At 37.3% G+C, this 18,145-nt stretch carries 15 protein-coding genes; 11 read left to right on the top strand and 4 right to left on the bottom strand.

The features are described from left to right. Position 1: 1 nt before the first annotated feature. From thiS to thiC, 3 genes are read right to left on the bottom strand one after another with little or no spacing between them, the layout of a single operon-like run. Positions 2 to 199: a sulfur carrier protein ThiS gene (gene thiS, locus V4P54_RS01235; RefSeq protein ID WP_455477346.1), complete on the bottom strand. Its 198-nt coding sequence runs from the start codon at positions 197 to 199 to the stop codon at positions 2 to 4. 4 nt (positions 200 to 203) lie between these two features. Next, entirely contained in the window at positions 204 to 1,154 is a 951-nt protein-coding gene (locus V4P54_RS01240; RefSeq protein WP_455477347.1) for an FAD-dependent oxidoreductase, read from the bottom strand. Beyond that, positions 1,151 to 2,986, bottom strand: coding sequence for a phosphomethylpyrimidine synthase ThiC (gene thiC, locus V4P54_RS01245; protein WP_455477348.1), 1,836 nt, complete (start codon positions 2,984 to 2,986; stop codon positions 1,151 to 1,153). Before thiC ends, V4P54_RS01240 begins: the two co-directional genes overlap by 4 nt. Before the next feature lie 843 nt (positions 2,987 to 3,829). On the opposite strand from thiC, the gene V4P54_RS01250 reads away from it, so the two are divergent. Beyond that, positions 3,830 to 4,690 (top strand): phytoene/squalene synthase family protein, encoded by an 861-nt coding sequence (locus V4P54_RS01250; RefSeq protein WP_455477349.1) that lies wholly within the window; start codon positions 3,830 to 3,832, stop codon positions 4,688 to 4,690. A gap of 32 nt (positions 4,691 to 4,722) precedes the next feature. On the opposite strand, the gene V4P54_RS01255 is transcribed toward V4P54_RS01250, so the two are convergent. Then, a complete protein-coding gene (locus V4P54_RS01255) occupies positions 4,723 to 6,615 on the bottom strand; it encodes a peptidyl-prolyl cis-trans isomerase (protein ID WP_455477350.1) in 1,893 nt (630 codons plus the stop codon). Between the two features lie 149 nt (positions 6,616 to 6,764). Here V4P54_RS01255 and tpiA point away from each other — a divergent pair, with 149 nt between their 5' ends. The 10 genes from tpiA (at position 6,765) to lpdA (ending at position 18,128) form a co-directional block, all read left to right on the top strand. After that, positions 6,765 to 7,529 carry a triose-phosphate isomerase gene (gene tpiA / locus V4P54_RS01260; RefSeq protein WP_455477351.1) on the top strand — a complete coding sequence of 255 codons (765 nt, stop codon included), beginning with the start codon at positions 6,765 to 6,767 and terminating at the stop codon, positions 7,527 to 7,529. Positions 7,530 to 7,612: 83 nt separating this feature from the next. Then, complete coding sequence (gene secG, locus V4P54_RS01265) at positions 7,613 to 8,062, top strand: preprotein translocase subunit SecG (RefSeq protein ID WP_455477352.1); 450 nt, start codon at positions 7,613 to 7,615, stop codon at positions 8,060 to 8,062. Between the two features lie 101 nt (positions 8,063 to 8,163). Continuing rightward, positions 8,164 to 9,792 carry a CTP synthase gene (locus V4P54_RS01270; protein WP_455477353.1) on the top strand — a complete coding sequence of 543 codons (1,629 nt, stop codon included), beginning with the start codon at positions 8,164 to 8,166 and terminating at the stop codon, positions 9,790 to 9,792. 555 nt (positions 9,793 to 10,347) lie between these two features. Further along, entirely contained in the window at positions 10,348 to 11,616 is a 1,269-nt protein-coding gene (gene eno, locus V4P54_RS01275) for a phosphopyruvate hydratase (protein WP_455477354.1), read from the top strand. Between the two features lie 85 nt (positions 11,617 to 11,701). Beyond that, the gene (locus V4P54_RS01280) at positions 11,702 to 12,109 is read left to right on the top strand and encodes a TM2 domain-containing protein (protein WP_455477355.1); all 408 of its coding nucleotides are present in this window, start codon (positions 11,702 to 11,704) and stop codon (positions 12,107 to 12,109) included. A gap of 158 nt (positions 12,110 to 12,267) precedes the next feature. Next, complete coding sequence (locus tag V4P54_RS01285; protein ID WP_455477356.1) at positions 12,268 to 12,597, top strand: FtsB family cell division protein; 330 nt, start codon at positions 12,268 to 12,270, stop codon at positions 12,595 to 12,597. A gap of 127 nt (positions 12,598 to 12,724) precedes the next feature. Further along, on the top strand, positions 12,725 to 13,765 hold the full coding sequence (pdhA, locus tag V4P54_RS01290; protein ID WP_455477357.1) for a pyruvate dehydrogenase (acetyl-transferring) E1 component subunit alpha: 1,041 nt from the start codon (positions 12,725 to 12,727) through the stop codon (positions 13,763 to 13,765). Between the two features lie 55 nt (positions 13,766 to 13,820). After that, complete coding sequence (locus V4P54_RS01295; RefSeq protein ID WP_455477648.1) at positions 13,821 to 15,152, top strand: pyruvate dehydrogenase complex E1 component subunit beta; 1,332 nt, start codon at positions 13,821 to 13,823, stop codon at positions 15,150 to 15,152. A 14-nt stretch (positions 15,153 to 15,166) separates the two neighbouring features. Beyond that, positions 15,167 to 16,492 (top strand): pyruvate dehydrogenase complex dihydrolipoamide acetyltransferase, encoded by a 1,326-nt coding sequence (locus V4P54_RS01300; protein WP_455477358.1) that lies wholly within the window; start codon positions 15,167 to 15,169, stop codon positions 16,490 to 16,492. A 175-nt stretch (positions 16,493 to 16,667) separates the two neighbouring features. After that, entirely contained in the window at positions 16,668 to 18,128 is a 1,461-nt protein-coding gene (gene lpdA, locus V4P54_RS01305) for a dihydrolipoyl dehydrogenase (RefSeq protein ID WP_455477359.1), read from the top strand. The last annotated feature ends 17 nt before the right edge of the window (positions 18,129 to 18,145 follow it).

Genomic DNA, 18,145 nt, shown 5'->3' on the forward strand with positions numbered 1-18,145 from the left:
TTCATCCTCCTTGCATTGGACTTAAAATTTCAATTTTATCTCCTTCATGCAAAACACATTGGTTACGCGCCTCGATAGGAATAACTTCGGAATTAACTGCAGTTGCTAACCAATTTCCTTCATAACCAAGCTCTTCAAGCAATAAATTAAGATAGGTGATCTCCGTTTGAATTATTTCACCGTTGACAAATATTTTCATTTTTTTATTCCAATGCCAGTTTTACTGCTTGCCTTGCCATTTCTGGAGACAAAAGGAAACCATGTCTATAGAATCCATTTATGGAAATACGGTTACCATGTTTATACACAGAAGGAAGGTTATCTGGATAGCAAGGTCGTATTCCAACTCCGGATTCTATAATTTCTGCTTCAGCAAAAGCAGGGTGTAAAGTATAGGCCGCATTAAGCAATTCCATCATTGATCTTGCTGAAATTGCGCCATCAAAATCACTTTCAATCATTGTTGCTCCAACCATAAAAATATTATCCTGTCTCGGTACAACATAGATTGGAATACGTGGATGAAGAAGACGAATTGGACGAGAAATTTTAATATCTTTACTTCGCATTAGCAGCATCTCCCCGCGCACTCCACGGATATTTTTGTCTCGTTTTACATGTGTTATTCCTGTTACATCAATAATAGTATCAAATTCTTTTTCAGGAGTCTTTACATTAACAAAATGTACTCCATTTTTCATAAGCCTTTCTTTTAAAGCAATAAGTGCCTTGCGAGGATCAATGTGTGCTTCACTTTCATAAAAGAGCATACAATCAAAACGCTCCGCAAGATCTGGCTCAAGATGAGCTATTTCTGCGTCTTTTATGATTTTATAATTATGTGTGCGCATTGAGAATCGTTTAAGTTCTACTGTATCTCGTTTAGGTGCAGCTACCAAAGTTCCTTTTTGTACAAAAAGATCAGGGAGTGTTTCACACCACCATTGCATAGCTTGCACGCCAAGATCTTCAACAATTTGCTCAGAGCTTTCCCGCTCACAATAAGGAGCCAGCATCCCCCCTGCATACCAACTAGCAGTTCCTACAGGAGAATGAGGAGGAGCCGCAACAGTAACAGAAACACCTTCCTGCTGCAGCATAAAGGCAACTGTTAAGCCCCCCACACCTGCACCTCTTACAAGAACATTTTTCAATGGTTTAATATCTCTTTTTCAGTAGGCGCATTTTTTATATAAAGATCCCCACTCTTTTGGTATTTTTTAGCCATAGCAATCATACCTTCATCTTTTATTTTTTCTGCTTTTACCGCATCACGAATATCATGCGAAATACGCATAGAACAAAACTTTGGTCCACACATGGAGCAGAAATGTACTAGTTTGTGAGCTTCTTTAGGCATCGTTTCATCGTGAAAGGCACGAGCAGTTTCTGGATCAAGAGAAAGGTTAAATTGATCATGCCATCGAAAATCAAATCGTGCACGTGAGAGAGCATTATCGCGCAGTTGTGCTTTTGGCAAACCTTTAGCAAGATCAGCAGCATGAGCTGCGATTTTATAAGTAATTACACCAGTTTTTACATCATTTTTATCAGGTAATCCTAGATGTTCTTTAGGTGTTACGTAACACAACATAGCAGTTCCAAACCAGCCAATCATAGCAGCACCAATTGCTGATGTAATATGATCGTATCCAGGAGCAATATCAGTTGTTAAAGGTCCTAAAGTATAAAAAGGTGCTTCGTGACATATATCTAATTGTTTGTCCATATTTTCTTTAATTTTGTGCATTGGTACATGGCCAGGACCTTCAATCATAACTTGTACATTTTTCCCCCATGCAATTTTTGTTAATTTTCCCAGAGTTTTGAGTTCTGCGAACTGCGCTTCATCATTAGCGTCAGCAATTGATCCAGGTCGCAGTCCATCTCCTAGTGAGAGTGATATATCGTATGTGCGTGCAATATCACATATTTCATCAAAGTGTTCATACAAAAAACTTTCTTTATGATGATGTAGGCACCACTTTGCCATAATGGAGCCACCCCTAGAAACAATGCCTGTTACACGATTAATTGTCAGAGGAATAAAAGGTAATCTCAATCCCGCATGAATAGTAAAATAATCAACACCTTGTTCTGCCTGTTCAATAAGGGTATCACGGAAAACATCCCATGTTAAATTTTCAGCAATTCCATGTACTTTTTCAAGTGCTTGATAAATTGGAACAGTACCGATAGGAACTGGAGAATTTCGAATAATCCATTCACGAATATTGTGAATATTCCTTCCTGTTGAAAGATCCATAACTGTATCTGCTCCCCAGCGAATGGCCCAAACCATTTTGTCAACCTCTTCTTCCATAGATGAAGTAACTGCTGAATTGCCAATATTGGCATTGATTTTGACACGAAAATTTTTCCCAATAATCATCGGTTCACATTCCTGATGATTAATATTTTGCGGAATGATTGCACGTCCACAGGCAATTTCATTACGGACAAATTCTGCCGTATAAACTTCTGGCATTGCACTATTAGTTATTTGATTTAATTGTATTTTTTTGCAATCTTCTTCTGTTAATCCTTCATTTTCTCTTATAGCAACATATTCCATTTCTGCGGTAATAATGCCCGCACGAGCGTAAGCCATTTGTGTAATAGATTTGCCATTTTTAGCTCGTAAAATAGGCCACTTTTGTTGAAAGTCTTGTGTAAGGTTCTGACCAGAAACTAATCCGTTATCTTCAGCTTTAATTGGCCGTGCATGATAAGGTTCAGTATCAGCGCGTTTAGCTAGCCATGGAGCACTGAGTCTTGGTAACCCTTTTGTAATATCAATGACCGTGCTTTTATCTGTGTAAGGGCCAGAAGTATCATAGACATTTAAAGGTTTTTCATTGCTGCCATCGGTAAGTGAAATTTCACGAAATGGTACACGCACATCAGAAAAGAGGGAACTCTGTTGATAAATTTTACGTGAGGCAGGAAAGGGATTGCAATTGATTGATAGAGTATTTTTTTGCACAAACTTCTTCCTTATAGAATAGACACATGGTTTAAAAGCAAGTTTCAGATGTAGCAGGAATGTATTCAAATTATTTTTCAATATGCCCGAGATCTGAGGACATACAATGCTTATTGTATATCAATAGATATTCGAAGTTTAAGAAATTTTACTGAAAAAACGATGTAAAATCCTTAATAATATACAACGCTTGTATTATACTAATAATAAGCAATATTTTCATCAAACCCTCCAAAATATTTTTATCAATGCAAACATGGTTGGCTTAAATAGTTACATTGTCAATTGCAAAGATATATTTTAATGATTTTTTTTGTGGTGAAGGTTGCAGTAATAATTCATAATCGGCTACAGTACTTGAGAGTTGTTAAAAATGAAAATAGCAAAGTCAGTGATTTCTCTATATATTGAATAAAATCATAATTATTGCTTTTTGGATCTTTTATTTCTTATTTTTCATGCCATCCAGTTTTTTTGATTCGTTAGTGAGTCTTTAGAGATTAGCTTTTTTGCATCAAGAAATTCTATGCTATTCCCTTTGAGTGTGATACTTCCATATATAGGTTTTGATAGATTTGTTACTGCTGATTTCTTTAATTTACAGACCGTTATATTTGTTTGATTACAGAAGATAAAAATACGTTCATGATGCAGTGGTATTTTTGCAAATGCAGATTAAAACGGTTTTAAGCAGCAGCTTCAAAAGGAATCTCGAGAAGATATTCACGTCGTAGGATATTTTAGAGAAATATTTTATTCCTTATTTTATTATATGATAATTTAAAATAAAATATATAAATCAAAGTATTAATTGTATGAAAAGGAATTCATAGGCGCAGTATAATGATAAATTTTCGTCCTTATTGTCTTGATATTTTACGTGCCACAGATCGTGATCGCTATATATCAGTTTTGTTCGCACCTAAGGAAAAGCGTAGGGCGTTGTCTGCGCTTTATGCTTTTAATGCGGAGGTTTCTCGTATTCGCGAAAGCGTGCATAATCCTATGCTTGGTGAAATACGATTACGCTGGTGGTATGATTCCATTGCTGATGGTAACACGCAAAATAGCAATGGAAGTCCAATTTTAAATGATTTATTTGCAGCAATTTCGCATTTTGATTTACCTAAAAAGTCTTTTTTACGTTATTGTGATGCCCAAATTCTAGATCTTTACAATAATTCTATTGTAACAATTCAAGATCTTGAAACTTATTGTGGTGAGACGGCAGGCGTAATTTTACAGCTTTCTTGTCAGATATTAGACCGTGATACTGAACAAAATTTTACAAAAGCTTGTGTACACGGAGGAATTGCTCAAGTGTTGAGTAGTGTGTTGCGTTTTTTGTCGTTTACGAAATTACGATACCTATATCGTTTTCCAGATGATATATTAGAAGCTATTGGAGTGAATAGGGAAGAGCTGGAATCTAATCGTATAGATGATGAAAAAAAACATCAGATAGTTGAAGCACTAGTGGCATTATCACAAGATCATTATACTAAATTTTACGAGCATTTTATCACTTTTCCTAAAATACTTAGATTAGCGTTTCTTCCACTAGCTGTGATCCCAGCGTCTCTTCAAAAAGCAGTACATTTAAAGGAAAAAACTTTCCAAGAGAATGCGTCCCTACCACTGCTTTATCGCTATTGGTTGATAACGAAGGCAGCGATAAATGGTAATTTTTCAAAAATATTATGAAAATAAATGCTTAAAAGTTTTCCATAGTGTCTTTACCTTAGTGTATTGAAGATTTGATTGTGGTTAGCGCTATTAATTTTTAATGGGTGTTCTTTGTTTGCAAATTGCAACATTTCCAGTTTTAAATCTTCTTTCATTAGGGTATCTACGTTTTTACGGACATCATGTGAAAGGCTATGGGCAGTTACGTTTTTAGGTGCAGTTACCTCTTTTATTTGATAAAGGATACGAGTTGTTGCTGATGAACCTGTCATTATACCACAATATCCTTTTGGGTTAGAAAAGAGCTTTTTAATGCCTTCGGATCCAAAAATCTCAAATGTGTCTTGGCGTCGTAAGGCTTGTGTTGTTTGCTTTTTTACTCTGAATACTTCAGCAAGAGAAGAAAGGCTTTTACCTTTGACAAGTTGATGGAGAGCACTTTCAGCAGCTTCATCCAGAAGACGCTGAATCTCCTCATTTTTCCATTGGTCTATAGCATCTTTTTTAACTTCTTGAAGCGTTCTATCGCGGTCAGGAATGATTGCATCTACTTTATACCATAAATATCCACCGTTTCCTGGCAGAGAAAGAGGATCAAGATCGACTCCTTCATCTGACTGATAAATAGAACTTAATAAAGTTTCTTGTTGTGGCAAATCTGTAAGAGCTACACCATCAATTGTTTTTCCTGTTTTATCAAGAGTGATTGTCCGCAAAGGAAGTTTATATTGATCTGCAATTTCTTTAAGAGAAGCGCCTTCAAAACGGGTATTCTCAATTGCTATATAATTATTGCGCATATCGTCCACAGCACGGTTTTGGGCAAGCGTTTGGCGAATATCCTCAAGTACGCTTTCAAAAGGAAGTGTACCTGAAGGTATAATTTGTTTAACGCGAATAATAACAGGGCCTTTTATATCATTCATTACTGGACTAACTTGCCCCTGACTAAGTGAAAAAATCTCAGATGCTAGACTTTTAAGAAGTTCACTTTCTGCTAGAGGACCTCTTTTTATTTCATTAAGAGTCTTTTTTTCAATTTTAACTAAGTCATCAAAGCTCAGTCCATCAGCCATTTTTTTTGCTGCATTATCGGCATCTTCGCGGGTTGAAAATCGTAATTCTTCAATTGTACGTTTTTCAGGTGTTACAAAACGTGAAATATTTTTAGCATAGTAAGATTTAGCTTCATCTGTTGTGATATCTTTTAATTTTATAAACTCAGCAGGTGTTATAGATAATAAAGAAATAGTACGGTATTCTGGAGAACGAAATTTTTTCTTGTGATCTTCAAACCACTTTTGCAATGTTTCTTGATTAGGTTCAGCAATCATCTTCTTTTCTTTTGGATTAATTATAATATAATCTGCCGTGCGTGTTTCTCCTTGATAAAGCGCGAGTGCTTTATAAAATAGATCTGGTGTTTTCACGCCGGACAATGCAGCCGAAATGAGCTGGTTACGCTTTTCTCTCTTGCTGTAATAATTAAGAAAACTATTTTCGTTAATCTGTAATTCTCCAAGATAATTACGGAACAAATCTTTGCTAAAGATACCATTTGTTTGAAATGTACTATCGGCGCTAATGATATGAGCTATTGCATCTTTTGAGAGATTAATTTTCAATTTACGTACTTGTTCATCAAGTAGTACATCTTGTTGTAACTGACTGAAAACAAAAGACGGGATTTTATATTGTTGCATTTCAGATGGGGTAAACATGCGCCCAAAATGGTAAGCGATTGCTAACTGTAGGCTATGATCGGCTAGTGCGAGACGGTAATCATTGACAGTTATTGTAGATTTTCCAGCAGTCATAAGATCTTGCTTATGAGTTGTTTGTAACTGCGGTATCCCCCATAAAAGGATGAAGCATAAAAGCAAAATAGCAAGAAAAATTCTGAAAACCAAAGAATTCGAGGCATTTCTGATTATGTCAAGCATCTTTTAATCCCATTTGGCATGATGATCACAAAAGCAGTTACAGAATTTGCAACAAAGATGTATAATATGCAAGCTTAAAGACTTGCTTTTGTATCGTAATTTGATACCTAAAAGCAAAAATGCATCATGATAGCTTTCTGGATAAAAACATGTCATTAAATATTCAACCTTTAGTTGCTGGAAATTGGAAAATGAATGGTACTTGTGAATCTCTTGAAGAATTACGTGCTATCGCTGCTGGTATTGGTTCTAATTTAGGTTGTTTATTTGAGGCATTGATTTGTGTTCCTGCAACGCTTTTATCACGTGCATCTCATACACTTGGAAGTGAAAGTATTTTTCTTGGAGGCCAGGATTGTCATTTCGCCGATAGTGGTTCTTATACTGGAGATATTTCAGCTCTTATGCTCAAAGAAGCAGGAGCAAATTACGTTATTCTTGGGCATTCAGAACGTCGTGCAGCTTATCATGAAAGTGATTCAGTTATACGTGCTAAAGTGCAGGCAGCATGGCGAGCAGGTCTTGTTGCTCTTGTTTGCATTGGTGAAACATTAAAGGAACGCAGAGATGGTAGGGTATTTGATGTTCTTGCTCAGCAGCTTGATAAATCTTTACCAGATGGTATAACAGAAAAAAATGTGGTTATCGCTTATGAACCTGTGTGGGCTATAGGGACAGGGAATGCAGCTACTTCAGCGGATATTGCAGAGGTTCATAATTTTATTCGTCATAAAATATGCTCGCGTTTTAATAATAATGGGGATAAGATTCGTTTGCTTTATGGTGGATCAGTAAAGCCATCTAACGCATTTGAGATTTTAAGCATTTCTCATGTTAATGGTGTTTTGATAGGTGGAGCAAGCTTGAAAGCAGTCGATTTTTTAAAAATTTGCGATGTTTATCGTAAATTGTAATGGAGAGATTTTAGTTTTTTCCTTGGATTATGCGCAATTTATGGGTAAATAACCGTAAATAGTTATTATAAAGAGCAAAGTTTATGCAAACAGTACTCATTGTTATTCATTTTTTAGTTGTTATCGCTTTAGTTGGGGTTGTGTTGATCCAACCTTCAGAAGGCGGTGGACTTGGGGCTAGTAGCGGTTCTGGACTTATGAGAACGCGTAGTACCAAAAATACGCTGACCCATTTGACGTCTATTTTAGCAGTTTGTTTCTTTACATTGTCCATTGGGCTTACAGTGGTTGGTAATTTATCGAATTCCAATTCTGATATTCTTAAGCGCATTCCTGCTAATTTAGAGCAAAATTCAATAAATGGAGGTAATTCAGGAATTATACCATCATCAAATGGTGAGCCTCAGTCCACTATTTTAGAGCAGTTAGGTGGTGGTGAAGTTCCCGTTCAAGAGCTAAACAAGTTTGAGTCTCCTGCATCTGAAAATCCAGTTCCACTACTGCCTAAAGATTCAATTCCTGATAATAAGTAAAAGTAGTATTTGTAAGGTTATACATGTTTAAAAAGGTGATTTTTCACCTTTTTAATTTTTTTCTGGAAAAATCATTTTAAACTACTTATTACCATGAGCTTATGACAGGTTATGTTTTTATTACTGGTGGCGTAGTCTCTTCTCTTGGGAAGGGTATTGCAGCTGCGGCTTTGGCTGCTTTGTTGCAAGCTCGCGGATATCGCGTGCGGCTTCGTAAGCTTGATCCTTATTTAAACGTTGATCCAGGCACAATGTCGCCTTATCAACATGGTGAGGTGTTCGTGACTGAAGATGGTGCAGAAACGGATCTGGATCTTGGTCATTATGAGCGGTTTACTGGGTGTTCTGCAAGTGGGCAAGATAATATTACAACAGGTCGTATTTATCGTAATATCATTGAACGAGAGCGACGGGGGGATTATTTAGGAGAAACAGTTCAGGTTATTCCTCATGTTACCGACGAGATTAAGAGATTTATTACTGCTGGAACTGAGGAATTTGATTTTGTTTTATGCGAAATAGGTGGGACAGTTGGTGATATTGAAGCAATGCCTTTTCTTGAAGCAATTCGCCAATTACATAATGAATTACCACGGCAAAGTGTTGTTTATGTCCATCTTACGTTGATGCCTTATATTTCTTCTGCTGGTGAATTAAAAACAAAACCAACACAACACTCTGTCAAAGAGTTACAGTCAATTGGTATCGCTCCTGATATTTTATTAGTACGTGCAGATCGAGCTATCCCAGAAACAGAACGGTACAAGTTATCGCTTTTTTGTAATGTTCGTCCGAGTGCAGTTATTCAGGCATTAGATGCACCAACAATTTATGATGTTCCTATGATTTATCATAAAGAAGGCTTAGACTCAGAAGTTCTTTCCGCTTTTGAAATTGATCCTGCACCTGCACCAAAACTAGATCGTTGGAAAAATATTACTCATTGGATTCACAATCCAGAAGGAGAGGTTACAGTTGCAATCGTTGGAAAATATACGTGCTTGAAGGATGCTTATAAATCTCTTACTGAGGCGATTACTCATGGTGGGTTAGCTAATCGAGTAAAGGTTGATATTGAGTGGATTGAAGCGGAGTGCTTTGAAAAAGAAGATCCTGCATTTCATTTACACAAAGTTCATGGAGTTTTGGTTCCAGGTGCTTTTGGAGCGCGTGGTGCGGAAGGTAAAATTCAAGCCATAAAGTTTGCACGGGAATGTAAAATTCCATTTTTAGGTATTTGTTTGGGAATGCAGTTAGCCTGTATAGAGGCAGCACGTAATCTTGCTTATATTGAGGATGCTTCGTCAAGTGAATTTTGTGAAACAAAAAATCCGGTTGTTGGTTTGATGACAGAATGGCTCAAAGAAGGTGTTCTTGAGAAGCGCACAAAGTATGAAAATCTTGGTGGGACAATGCGTCTTGGTGCTTTTATTACTGAATTAAAAGAGGGAAGTCATATTTCTAAAATTTATGGAAAGACGAGAATCAGCGAACGACACCGTCACCGCTACGAAGTAAATATTGATTATAAAGATAAGTTAGAACAGTGCGGTTTGATTTTTTCTGGTATGTCTCCAGATGGTATTTTACCAGAAACAATAGAGTATATGGATCATCCATGGTTTATCGGAGTTCAATATCATCCAGAGCTGAAATCATGTCCATTTAATCCACATCCACTTTTTTCTTCTTTTATTGAAGCAGCTATAGAGCAGAGCCGGTTATTTTAGTTCGTGAATTTTGATTATTTGTTTTATAAATCCAGAATATTATTAAAGGTAACAGAATTTTTCTCTATGCATAAGCGTGTTAATCTGGGAAAAACTTTATTTATTTTACAAATGGTTACGTTTTATTGCAAAAGATATTTTTGTTTATCTCAGCCAAAGAAGAGCACGTCATTAACATAAAAGGATAATTTTAGGTTACGTTGAATAGGGAGATTTAAAAAGAAGGTTACTTAGAACAATGATTTTGTTTCTGTGCTTTATAGAGGAGAATATGCTTTTGTTATAAGTAAGATTGTTCTTATATAAGTTCATTGAACGCGTTGCTCTGTCGTAGGTGTCTCTTGAAATGCATTAAAAATCAGAAAGTGCACCCTTTTACGATGTTAATATAATTAAAATCGATAATTTGTGAAGATTGCTTGAGACTTTTATGGAATTTTATTATGTGTCAAAAAGATGAGTAAATTATACTACATATAATGTAGAGGATATCTTAATTTATTGTGATTTTTAAACTGAATCAATATTTTGTTAAGCTTGAATAAGGAAATTCATGTGACTGTTATTATAGATGTTGTTGGGCGGGAAGTCCTTGATAGCCGCGGGAATCCAACAGTAGAGGTTGATGTTTATTTGGAAGATGGAGCTTTCGGTCGTGCTATGGTTCCTTCGGGGGCGTCAACTGGTGCGCATGAAGCTGTGGAATTGCGTGATGGTGGTATGCGCTACCAAGGAAGAGGAGTTGAAAAAGCAGTTGCTTCTGTAAATGAAGAAATTGTAAAGGAGATTTGTGGGCGAGATGCGAGAGATCAAATAGTAATCGATCAAGCAATGATTACGCTGGATGGAACACCAAATAAGGAGCGTCTTGGTGCTAATGCTATTCTTGGTGTTTCATTAGCTGTAGCAAAGGCTGCTGCAGAATCATCATGCCTACCTTTATATCGTTACATTGGTGGGACGCAGGCATGTATTCTTCCGACGCCGATGATGAATGTCATTAATGGTGGCGTGCACGCTGATAATCCGATTGATTTCCAAGAATTTATGATTATTCCCGTTGGAGCATCTACGATAAAAGAGGCGATTCGTTATGGTGCTGAAGTTTTTCATACACTGAAAAAGCGTTTAAGAGAGGCGGGTTATAATACGAATGTTGGTGATGAAGGGGGGTTTGCACCTCAATTTAAAAATGCAGAACAAGCAATTGATTTTATTATGGAATCTATAATTGAATCTGGATATATTCTAGGTGAACAAATTGCTCTTGGTTTAGATTGTGCTGCAACAGAATTTTATAAAAATGGTTCATATTTTTATAAAGGTGAGGGGATATGTCGTAATATAGAAAAACAGGTGGAATATTTGGCTAAACTTGTTGATACCTATCCTATAATTACAATTGAAGATGGGATGGCTGAGGATGATTGGGAAGGTTGGAAGCTTCTTACAGAAGCAATAGGAGAAAAATGTCAACTTGTTGGTGATGATTTATTTGTAACAAATCCAGTGCGTTTGCGTGATGGAATTGAAAGAGGTATTGCCAATTCTATACTCATTAAAGTTAATCAAATTGGAACATTAAGTGAAACCCTTGATGCAATAGAAATCGCACATAAGGCAAATTATCGTGCTATCGTGTCTCATCGTTCAGGTGAAACAGAGGATTCTCTGATTTCAGATCTTGCAGTTGCAACGAATTGTGGGCAAATAAAAACTGGTTCACTTGCTCGTTCGGATCGGTTAGCAAAGTATAATCAGCTTATTCGCATTGAGGAAATGCTAGGGATACAGGCTCGTTATGCAGGGATGTTGCATCGTTAATTACTCTTAAATAATGGTATTTTACTATTGTTAAGTTGAACTGTTTTATTAATGATTCAGGGTAGCTATTTATAGGTGGTTAAAAATGAGAGGTATAATTATTAGCCAGGATCAGGGAACTTATCTCGTTTCAGGTGATGATGGTAAGCGCTACCAATTTGCGACTTGGGATTGGTCTGGGAAGGATTTGCCAAAAGTTGGTGATGCTGTTGATTTTGTATGTGATGGTGAGACTGTCAATTCTGTCTTTCCACTACTTAAACAACAGACAGAAGAATCAAAAGCTATGCTTGCTCTTATTTGTTGGTTTGCTGGTGTGTTTGGTGTCCATCGTTTTATGGTTGGTAAGATTTGGACTGGTGCTTTAATGCTTATTTTATCCTTATCAGTCATTGGGTTAATTATTTCTGGTATTTGGGCAATTATTGATTTTATAGTTATTGTGGCTGGAAGATTTTCTGAAAAGAATGGGAATAAAATCGTAAACTGGTAAGTTTCTCACATATAGCAGAAAATATTAGTGATGCAGCTTATTTTCTTTACGGGAAAGGTCTGATGGGCGTGTGTATCTTTACATGAACGTTTTGCGATAGTGTATTAGCTAAAGCTACATGCTGCTTCTGAAATATTTTAAAAGGCTTGTGTTATTTCATGTGGACGAAACAGAAACGGAGATCGGCTAAAATACGCTTTATATTGCCGCTTATGACAGCAGGGGTTTTGAGCTATTTTAGCTATCATATTTATCATGGCGAGTATGGTTTATATTCACGCAGTAAAGTTAATCAGCATATTATTGAGTTGGAAGAAGAACTTCATAAGGTTGAGGTAGAGCGGTTGTTTATTGAAAAGCGTATTTCTCTTTTACGCGATGGGAATGTTGAAAAGGATATGTTAGACGAATACGTTCGAAAAAATCTGAATTTTTCTAAGCCAAATGAGTTGACAATTTTGATCCCTCTTGATGACATTAAAAGTTAATTTTAAATAATTAAATTAAAAAGATATTTTAAAACAATTGGTTATGATATCATTTGAGCTAATCGATAATGCTTGTAACTTTTACTCGTAAGGGTTATTCCTAAATAATCGTAAAAGGGAGTTTAATATGGCAGAACGGCTTAAAAAAAAATCTGTGTCAGTAGTTCATTCTGCATCAGAAAATACCACTAAGACAGCACAAATTGCCTCTTTCACAAAAGAGGAAGAGCTCGATGCTTATAGTAAGATGCTTTTGATTCGTCGTTTTGAAGAAAAGGCAGGACAACTTTACGGCATGGGGCTGATCGGTGGATTTTGTCACCTTTATATTGGACAGGAAGCTGTTGTTGTTGGAACGCTAAAAGCAACAAAAGAGGGGGATCAGGTTATTACGTCTTATCGCGATCATGGTCATATGTTAGCGGTTGGTATGAGTCCGCGCGGTGTAATGGCAGAGTTAACGGGACGTCAAGGTGGATTTTCTAAAGGGAAAGGTGGTTCGATGCATATGTTTTCCAAAGAAAAGCATTTTTATGGTGGGCATGGCATTGTTGGTGCACAGGTTCCTATTGGCTCAGGTTTAGCATTTTCGAATCAGTATCTTGGAAAAAATAGCGTGACGTTAGTTTATTTTGGTGATGGTGCTGCAAATCAGGGGCAGGTTTACGAGAGTTTTAATATGGCTTCGCTTTGGAAGCTCCCAGTTGTTTATATTATTGAAAATAACCAGTATGCTATGGGAACATCAGTTGCACGCGCATCTGCAGATATTGATTTTTCTCGTCGCGGTCTTTCTTTTGAGATTCCGGGTATAGCTGTTGACGGTATGGATGTTCGAGCGGCAAAAGGAGCTGCTGATGAGGCTATTGCTTGGGCGCGTTCTGGTAAGGGGCCTATTATTCTTGATATGCAAACCTATCGTTATCGTGGTCATTCTATGTCTGATCCAGCAAAATACCGATCGAAGGAAGAGGTTCAAAAAATAAAAGAGGAATGTGATCCGATTGATCAGGTAAAAAATCGGATTCTTGAACAAGGTTTGGCCAGCGAAGATGATTTAAAATCTATTGATAAAGAGGTGCGTGCGATTGTTGCTGATGCAGCAAATTTTGCACAAATGGATAAGGAGCCAGATGCTTCTGAGCTCTATACTGACGTTTTAGTGTGATGCGAGGGAAGCAAGTATGTCTATAAATATTTTGATGCCAGCACTTTCTCCAACGATGGAAGAGGGTAAATTGTCTAAATGGCTCAAGAAAGAAGGTGATTCAGTTCGTTCTGGTGATGTGATTGCTGAAATTGAAACCGATAAAGCAACAATGGAAGTAGAAGCTGTCGATGAAGGAATCATTGGCAAAATTTTTGTACTTGAAGGTTCTGAAAGAGTGAAAGTAAACACTGTTATTGCAGTTTTATTAGAAGAAGGGGAGAGTGCTGAAGATGTTTTACGCACTGCTTCTTTAGATGGTCATAGAGAAACGAGTGTAAGATCTTCCTCTTCTGCTGCAGAAGTATCGAATACTTTGACTTTTGGTGCTACCTCTAATTTAGATATTCCAACAGGAACACAAACCGTTACTATGACAGTACGCGAAGCTCTCAATCAGGCTATGGCTGAAGAAATGAGGCGTGATGAGACGGTTTTTTTGTTAGGAGAAGAAGTTGCCCAATATCAGGGTGCTTACAAAGTTAGTCAAGGTTTGTTAGAAGAGTTTGGCGAGCGTCGAGTTATTGATACGCCAATTACAGAACATGGTTTTGCAGGGTTGGCTATTGGTGCCGCATTCGGAGGATTACGTCCTATCGTTGAGTTTATGACATTTAATTTTGCTATGCAGGCGATTGATCAAATTATCAATTCTGCAGCAAAGACTCGTTATATGTCTGGTGGACAAATGTCTTCACCGATAGTTTTTCGTGGTCCCAATGGTGCTGCCGCGCGTGTAGGGGCTCAGCATTCTCAGTGTTATGCTGCATGGTATAGCCATATTCCTGGGCTTAAAGTTGTTATGCCTTATAGTGCTGCGGACGCAAAGGGTTTGTTAAAGGCTGCCATTCGTGATGACAATCCTGTTATTTTTCTTGAAAATGAAATTTTGTATGGTCATCAATTTGATGTTCCTCAAATTGATGATTTTGTTTTACCTATTGGTAAGGCACGTATTCATAAGGTAGGCCGAGATGCAACACTTGTTGCATATGGGATTGGGATGCATTATGCAGTTCAAGCATTACCGGAAATTGAAAGACTTGGTATTGATGTTGAATTAATTGATTTACGAACCATTCGTCCAATGGATCTTCCTACAATTCTTACTTCAGTTAAAAAGACAGGTCGCTTGGTCACGATTGAAGAGGGGTATCCTCAATCATCTGTTGGTACCGAAATAGCTACTCGTATTATGCAACAGGCATTCGATTATCTCGATGCACCGGTTGCTACAATTGCTGGCAAGGACGTTCCTTTGCCTTATGCCGCTAATCTTGAAAAATTGGCTTTGCCCAACATTGCAGAAATTGTTGAAGCTGTTAAGGCTGTCACTTACAGAGCATAACGGAGAGAAGCACCATGCCTATTAAGATTACGATGCCAGCGCTTTCCCCTACAATGGAAGAGGGAAATTTATCAAAGTGGAATGTTCAGGAGGGAGATAAGGTTTTTTCTGGTGATGTGATTGCTGAAATTGAAACCGATAAAGCAACAATGGAAGTGGAAGCTGTTGATGAAGGGACAGTTGCTAAGATTGTTGTTCCCGCTGGAGCACAGGGTATAAAAGTTAATACTTTAATCGCTATTTTAGCAGAAGAAAATGAAGATTTAGCTGAAGCTTCTAGGGTTGCAGGAGAAGAATTTTGTTCTGAAGCTAAAGAATCAGAGATCGTAGAACAGATAGATTCAAAGGAGGTGGCAATAAGCCATCCGGAGTTAAATAAGCAATTAATACAAAAAGGTAGAGAGAATAGTTGTCTTTTTTCATCTCCTTTAGCGCGTCGTCTAGCAGCAAATGCTGGTTTGGATTTATCATCTATTTCTGGTAGTGGTCCGCATGGACGTATTATCAAGCGCGATATAGAAAAAGCCATAAGCAGTGGCATTTCGAGCGATTCTTATTCATTTCAAGATATGAATTCGATGACTATAGGCATTTCTGATAAACAAATATTGCAGCTCTTTAAAGAAGATGAATACGCATTTGTCCCTCATAATAATATGCGTAAAATAATTGCTAAACGTTTAGTAGAATCAAAACAGAAAGTACCACATTTTTACATAACCGTAGATTGTGAACTTGATGCATTATTGGAATTGCGTGCGCAGCTAAATGCTGTTGACTCAACAATTAAGACGCAAGAAGGATCTAGCTTTGTTCATAAGATTTCAGTTAACGATATGGTCATTAAAGCTATAGCGCTTTCTTTAAAAGCCGTTCCTGATGCTAACGTGTCTTGGCTTGAAGGTGGAATATTGCATCACAAGCACTGTGATGTGGGGGTTGCAGTTTCCATTTCGAACGGATTAATTACACCGATCATTCGTCATGCAGAGAAGAAATCTTTATCAGTTATCTCTCAAGAAATGAAGGATTTTACAAAGCGTGCACGTGAGCATAAGCTAAAAATGGAAGAATATCAGGGGGGAACAACAGCTGTATCAAATATGGGAATGTATGGGGTAAAAAGTTTTTCTGCTATTCTTAATCCACCACATGCGACGATTTTTGCTGTCGGTGCAGGTGAACAGCGTGCGGTTGTTAGAAATAGTTCGTTGACAATTGCAACGGTTATGTCGGTTACACTTTCTGTTGATCATCGTGCTATTGATGGTGCGCTAGCAGCAAAGCTTTCACGAACTTTCCAGAAGATTATTGAAAATCCACTGGCAATGTTAATTTGAGCATTTTACATGTATTGTGTATGAGCAGAGATATTGTCTTTTCGTTTGATTTTGTAGAGACATTCTTGTGGAAATTAGAAATAATGAAAGACATGAGAGGGTCTTGTTATGTTGATTTTTAATTTTAAGTTCAGAGAAGGTGCATCTGTTTTTTCATATCTATGGAGGAATTACTGTGGAAAATCTTTATGATGTAATTGTGATTGGCTCTGGACCTGGCGGATATGTAACTGCAATTCGTGCAGCTCAGTGTGGTTTTAAGACTGCGATCGTTGAACGTGAACATTTGGGAGGGATTTGCTTAAATTGGGGCTGTATTCCAACAAAGGCTCTTTTAAGGTCAGCAGAGATAAAGCATTTTGCTGAGAATGCAAAAGATTATGGATTAAGTCTCAATGGCTCGATTGAAGTGAATATACAAGATGTTGTTGCACGTTCGCGCAGCATTTCTGCTCGTTTAAATGCCGGTGTTGATTTTCTCATGAAAAAAAACAAAATCGATATTATTTGGGGTGAAGCAAAAATAACTAGAGGAGCTAAAGGAAGTAAGTTTGCAGAGATTACAGTTTCTTTATCATCTAAAGAGATTATGCAGCCGCAAAATTCAGTGCCTAAAGGGGCTCTAGGAAATGGGATTTATCAAGCAAAATACGTGATTATTGCGACTGGAGCTCGTCCTCGTATTCTTCCCGGTATTGAGCCAGATAAAAAGCTTATTTGGACTTATTTTGAAGCCATGACGCCACCTACAATGCCAAAATCTATCTTGGTTGTTGGATCAGGAGCAATTGGCATTGAATTTTCCTCTTTTTATCATGATATGGGAGCTGATGTAACCGTTGTGGAAATGATGCCTCATATTATGCCAGCTGAAGATACGGAAATTTCAGCATTTGCTCGTAAGAAATTGGAGAAAAAGGGTATCCAAATTTTTACTGAAGCAAAAGTAACAAAAATTGAAAAATCCTCTAATTCTGTAACAGCTTGTATTGAAGTTAAAGGTAAAACAGAAATAATCACGGTTGATCGGTTGATTTCAGCTGTTGGGGTTCAGGGTAATATTGAAAATCTTGGATTAGAATCATTGGGTATTAAAACCGATCGTGGATACATTATGACTGATGAATGGAGTTGGACAGGTTTGGAGGGAATTTATGCTATTGGTGATGTCTCTGGTGCCCCTATGCTGGCACATAAAGCAGAAGAAGAAGGTGTGATATGCATAGAACATCTTGCGGGCTTAAAGAATGTTCATCCACTTGATAAGAAGAGAATTCCAGGGTGCACGTACTGCACACCACAAGTTGCTTCTGTGGGATTATCGGAAGTGGCAGCAAAAGAAGCTGGTTACGATGTGCGTGTTGGCCGTTATTCTTTTTCTGCGAATGGAAAAGCTATTGCTTTAGGCGAAGATCATGGGTTAGTAAAAACTATTTTTGATAAAAAAACAGGTCAGCTTCTTGGTGCCCATATGGTAGGGGCAGAGGTAACAGAGTTGATTCAAGGTTTTGTGATTGCTATGAATCTTGAAACAACAGAAGAAGAATTGATGCGTACTGTCTTTCCACATCCAACATTGTCAGAAATGATAAAAGAGAGTGTATTGGATGCTTATGGTCGGGTTTTGAATGCTTGATAGCTAGATTTTATGAA

The sequence above is a fragment of the Bartonella sp. B41 genome, assembly GCF_053795765.1.

Excerpts from the sequence above, each read along its gene's own strand:
- thiS (WP_455477346.1), bottom strand. The coding sequence starts at position 199 with ATGAAAATATTTGTCAACGGTGAAATAATTCAAACGGAGATCACCTAT.
- V4P54_RS01280 (WP_455477355.1), top strand. The coding sequence starts at position 11,702 with ATGAGAGGTATAATTATTAGCCAGGATCAGGGAACTTATCTCGTTTCA.
- secG (WP_455477352.1), top strand. The coding sequence starts at position 7,613 with ATGCAAACAGTACTCATTGTTATTCATTTTTTAGTTGTTATCGCTTTA.
- V4P54_RS01250 (WP_455477349.1), top strand. The coding sequence starts at position 3,830 with ATGATAAATTTTCGTCCTTATTGTCTTGATATTTTACGTGCCACAGAT.
- pdhA (WP_455477357.1), top strand. The coding sequence starts at position 12,725 with ATGGCAGAACGGCTTAAAAAAAAATCTGTGTCAGTAGTTCATTCTGCA.
- V4P54_RS01295 (WP_455477648.1), top strand. The coding sequence starts at position 13,821 with ATGGAAGAGGGTAAATTGTCTAAATGGCTCAAGAAAGAAGGTGATTCA.
- tpiA (WP_455477351.1), top strand. The coding sequence starts at position 6,765 with ATGTCATTAAATATTCAACCTTTAGTTGCTGGAAATTGGAAAATGAAT.
- V4P54_RS01270 (WP_455477353.1), top strand. The coding sequence starts at position 8,164 with ATGACAGGTTATGTTTTTATTACTGGTGGCGTAGTCTCTTCTCTTGGG.
- V4P54_RS01300 (WP_455477358.1), top strand. The coding sequence starts at position 15,167 with ATGCCTATTAAGATTACGATGCCAGCGCTTTCCCCTACAATGGAAGAG.
- V4P54_RS01255 (WP_455477350.1), bottom strand. The coding sequence starts at position 6,615 with ATGCTTGACATAATCAGAAATGCCTCGAATTCTTTGGTTTTCAGAATT.
- V4P54_RS01285 (WP_455477356.1), top strand. The coding sequence starts at position 12,268 with ATGTGGACGAAACAGAAACGGAGATCGGCTAAAATACGCTTTATATTG.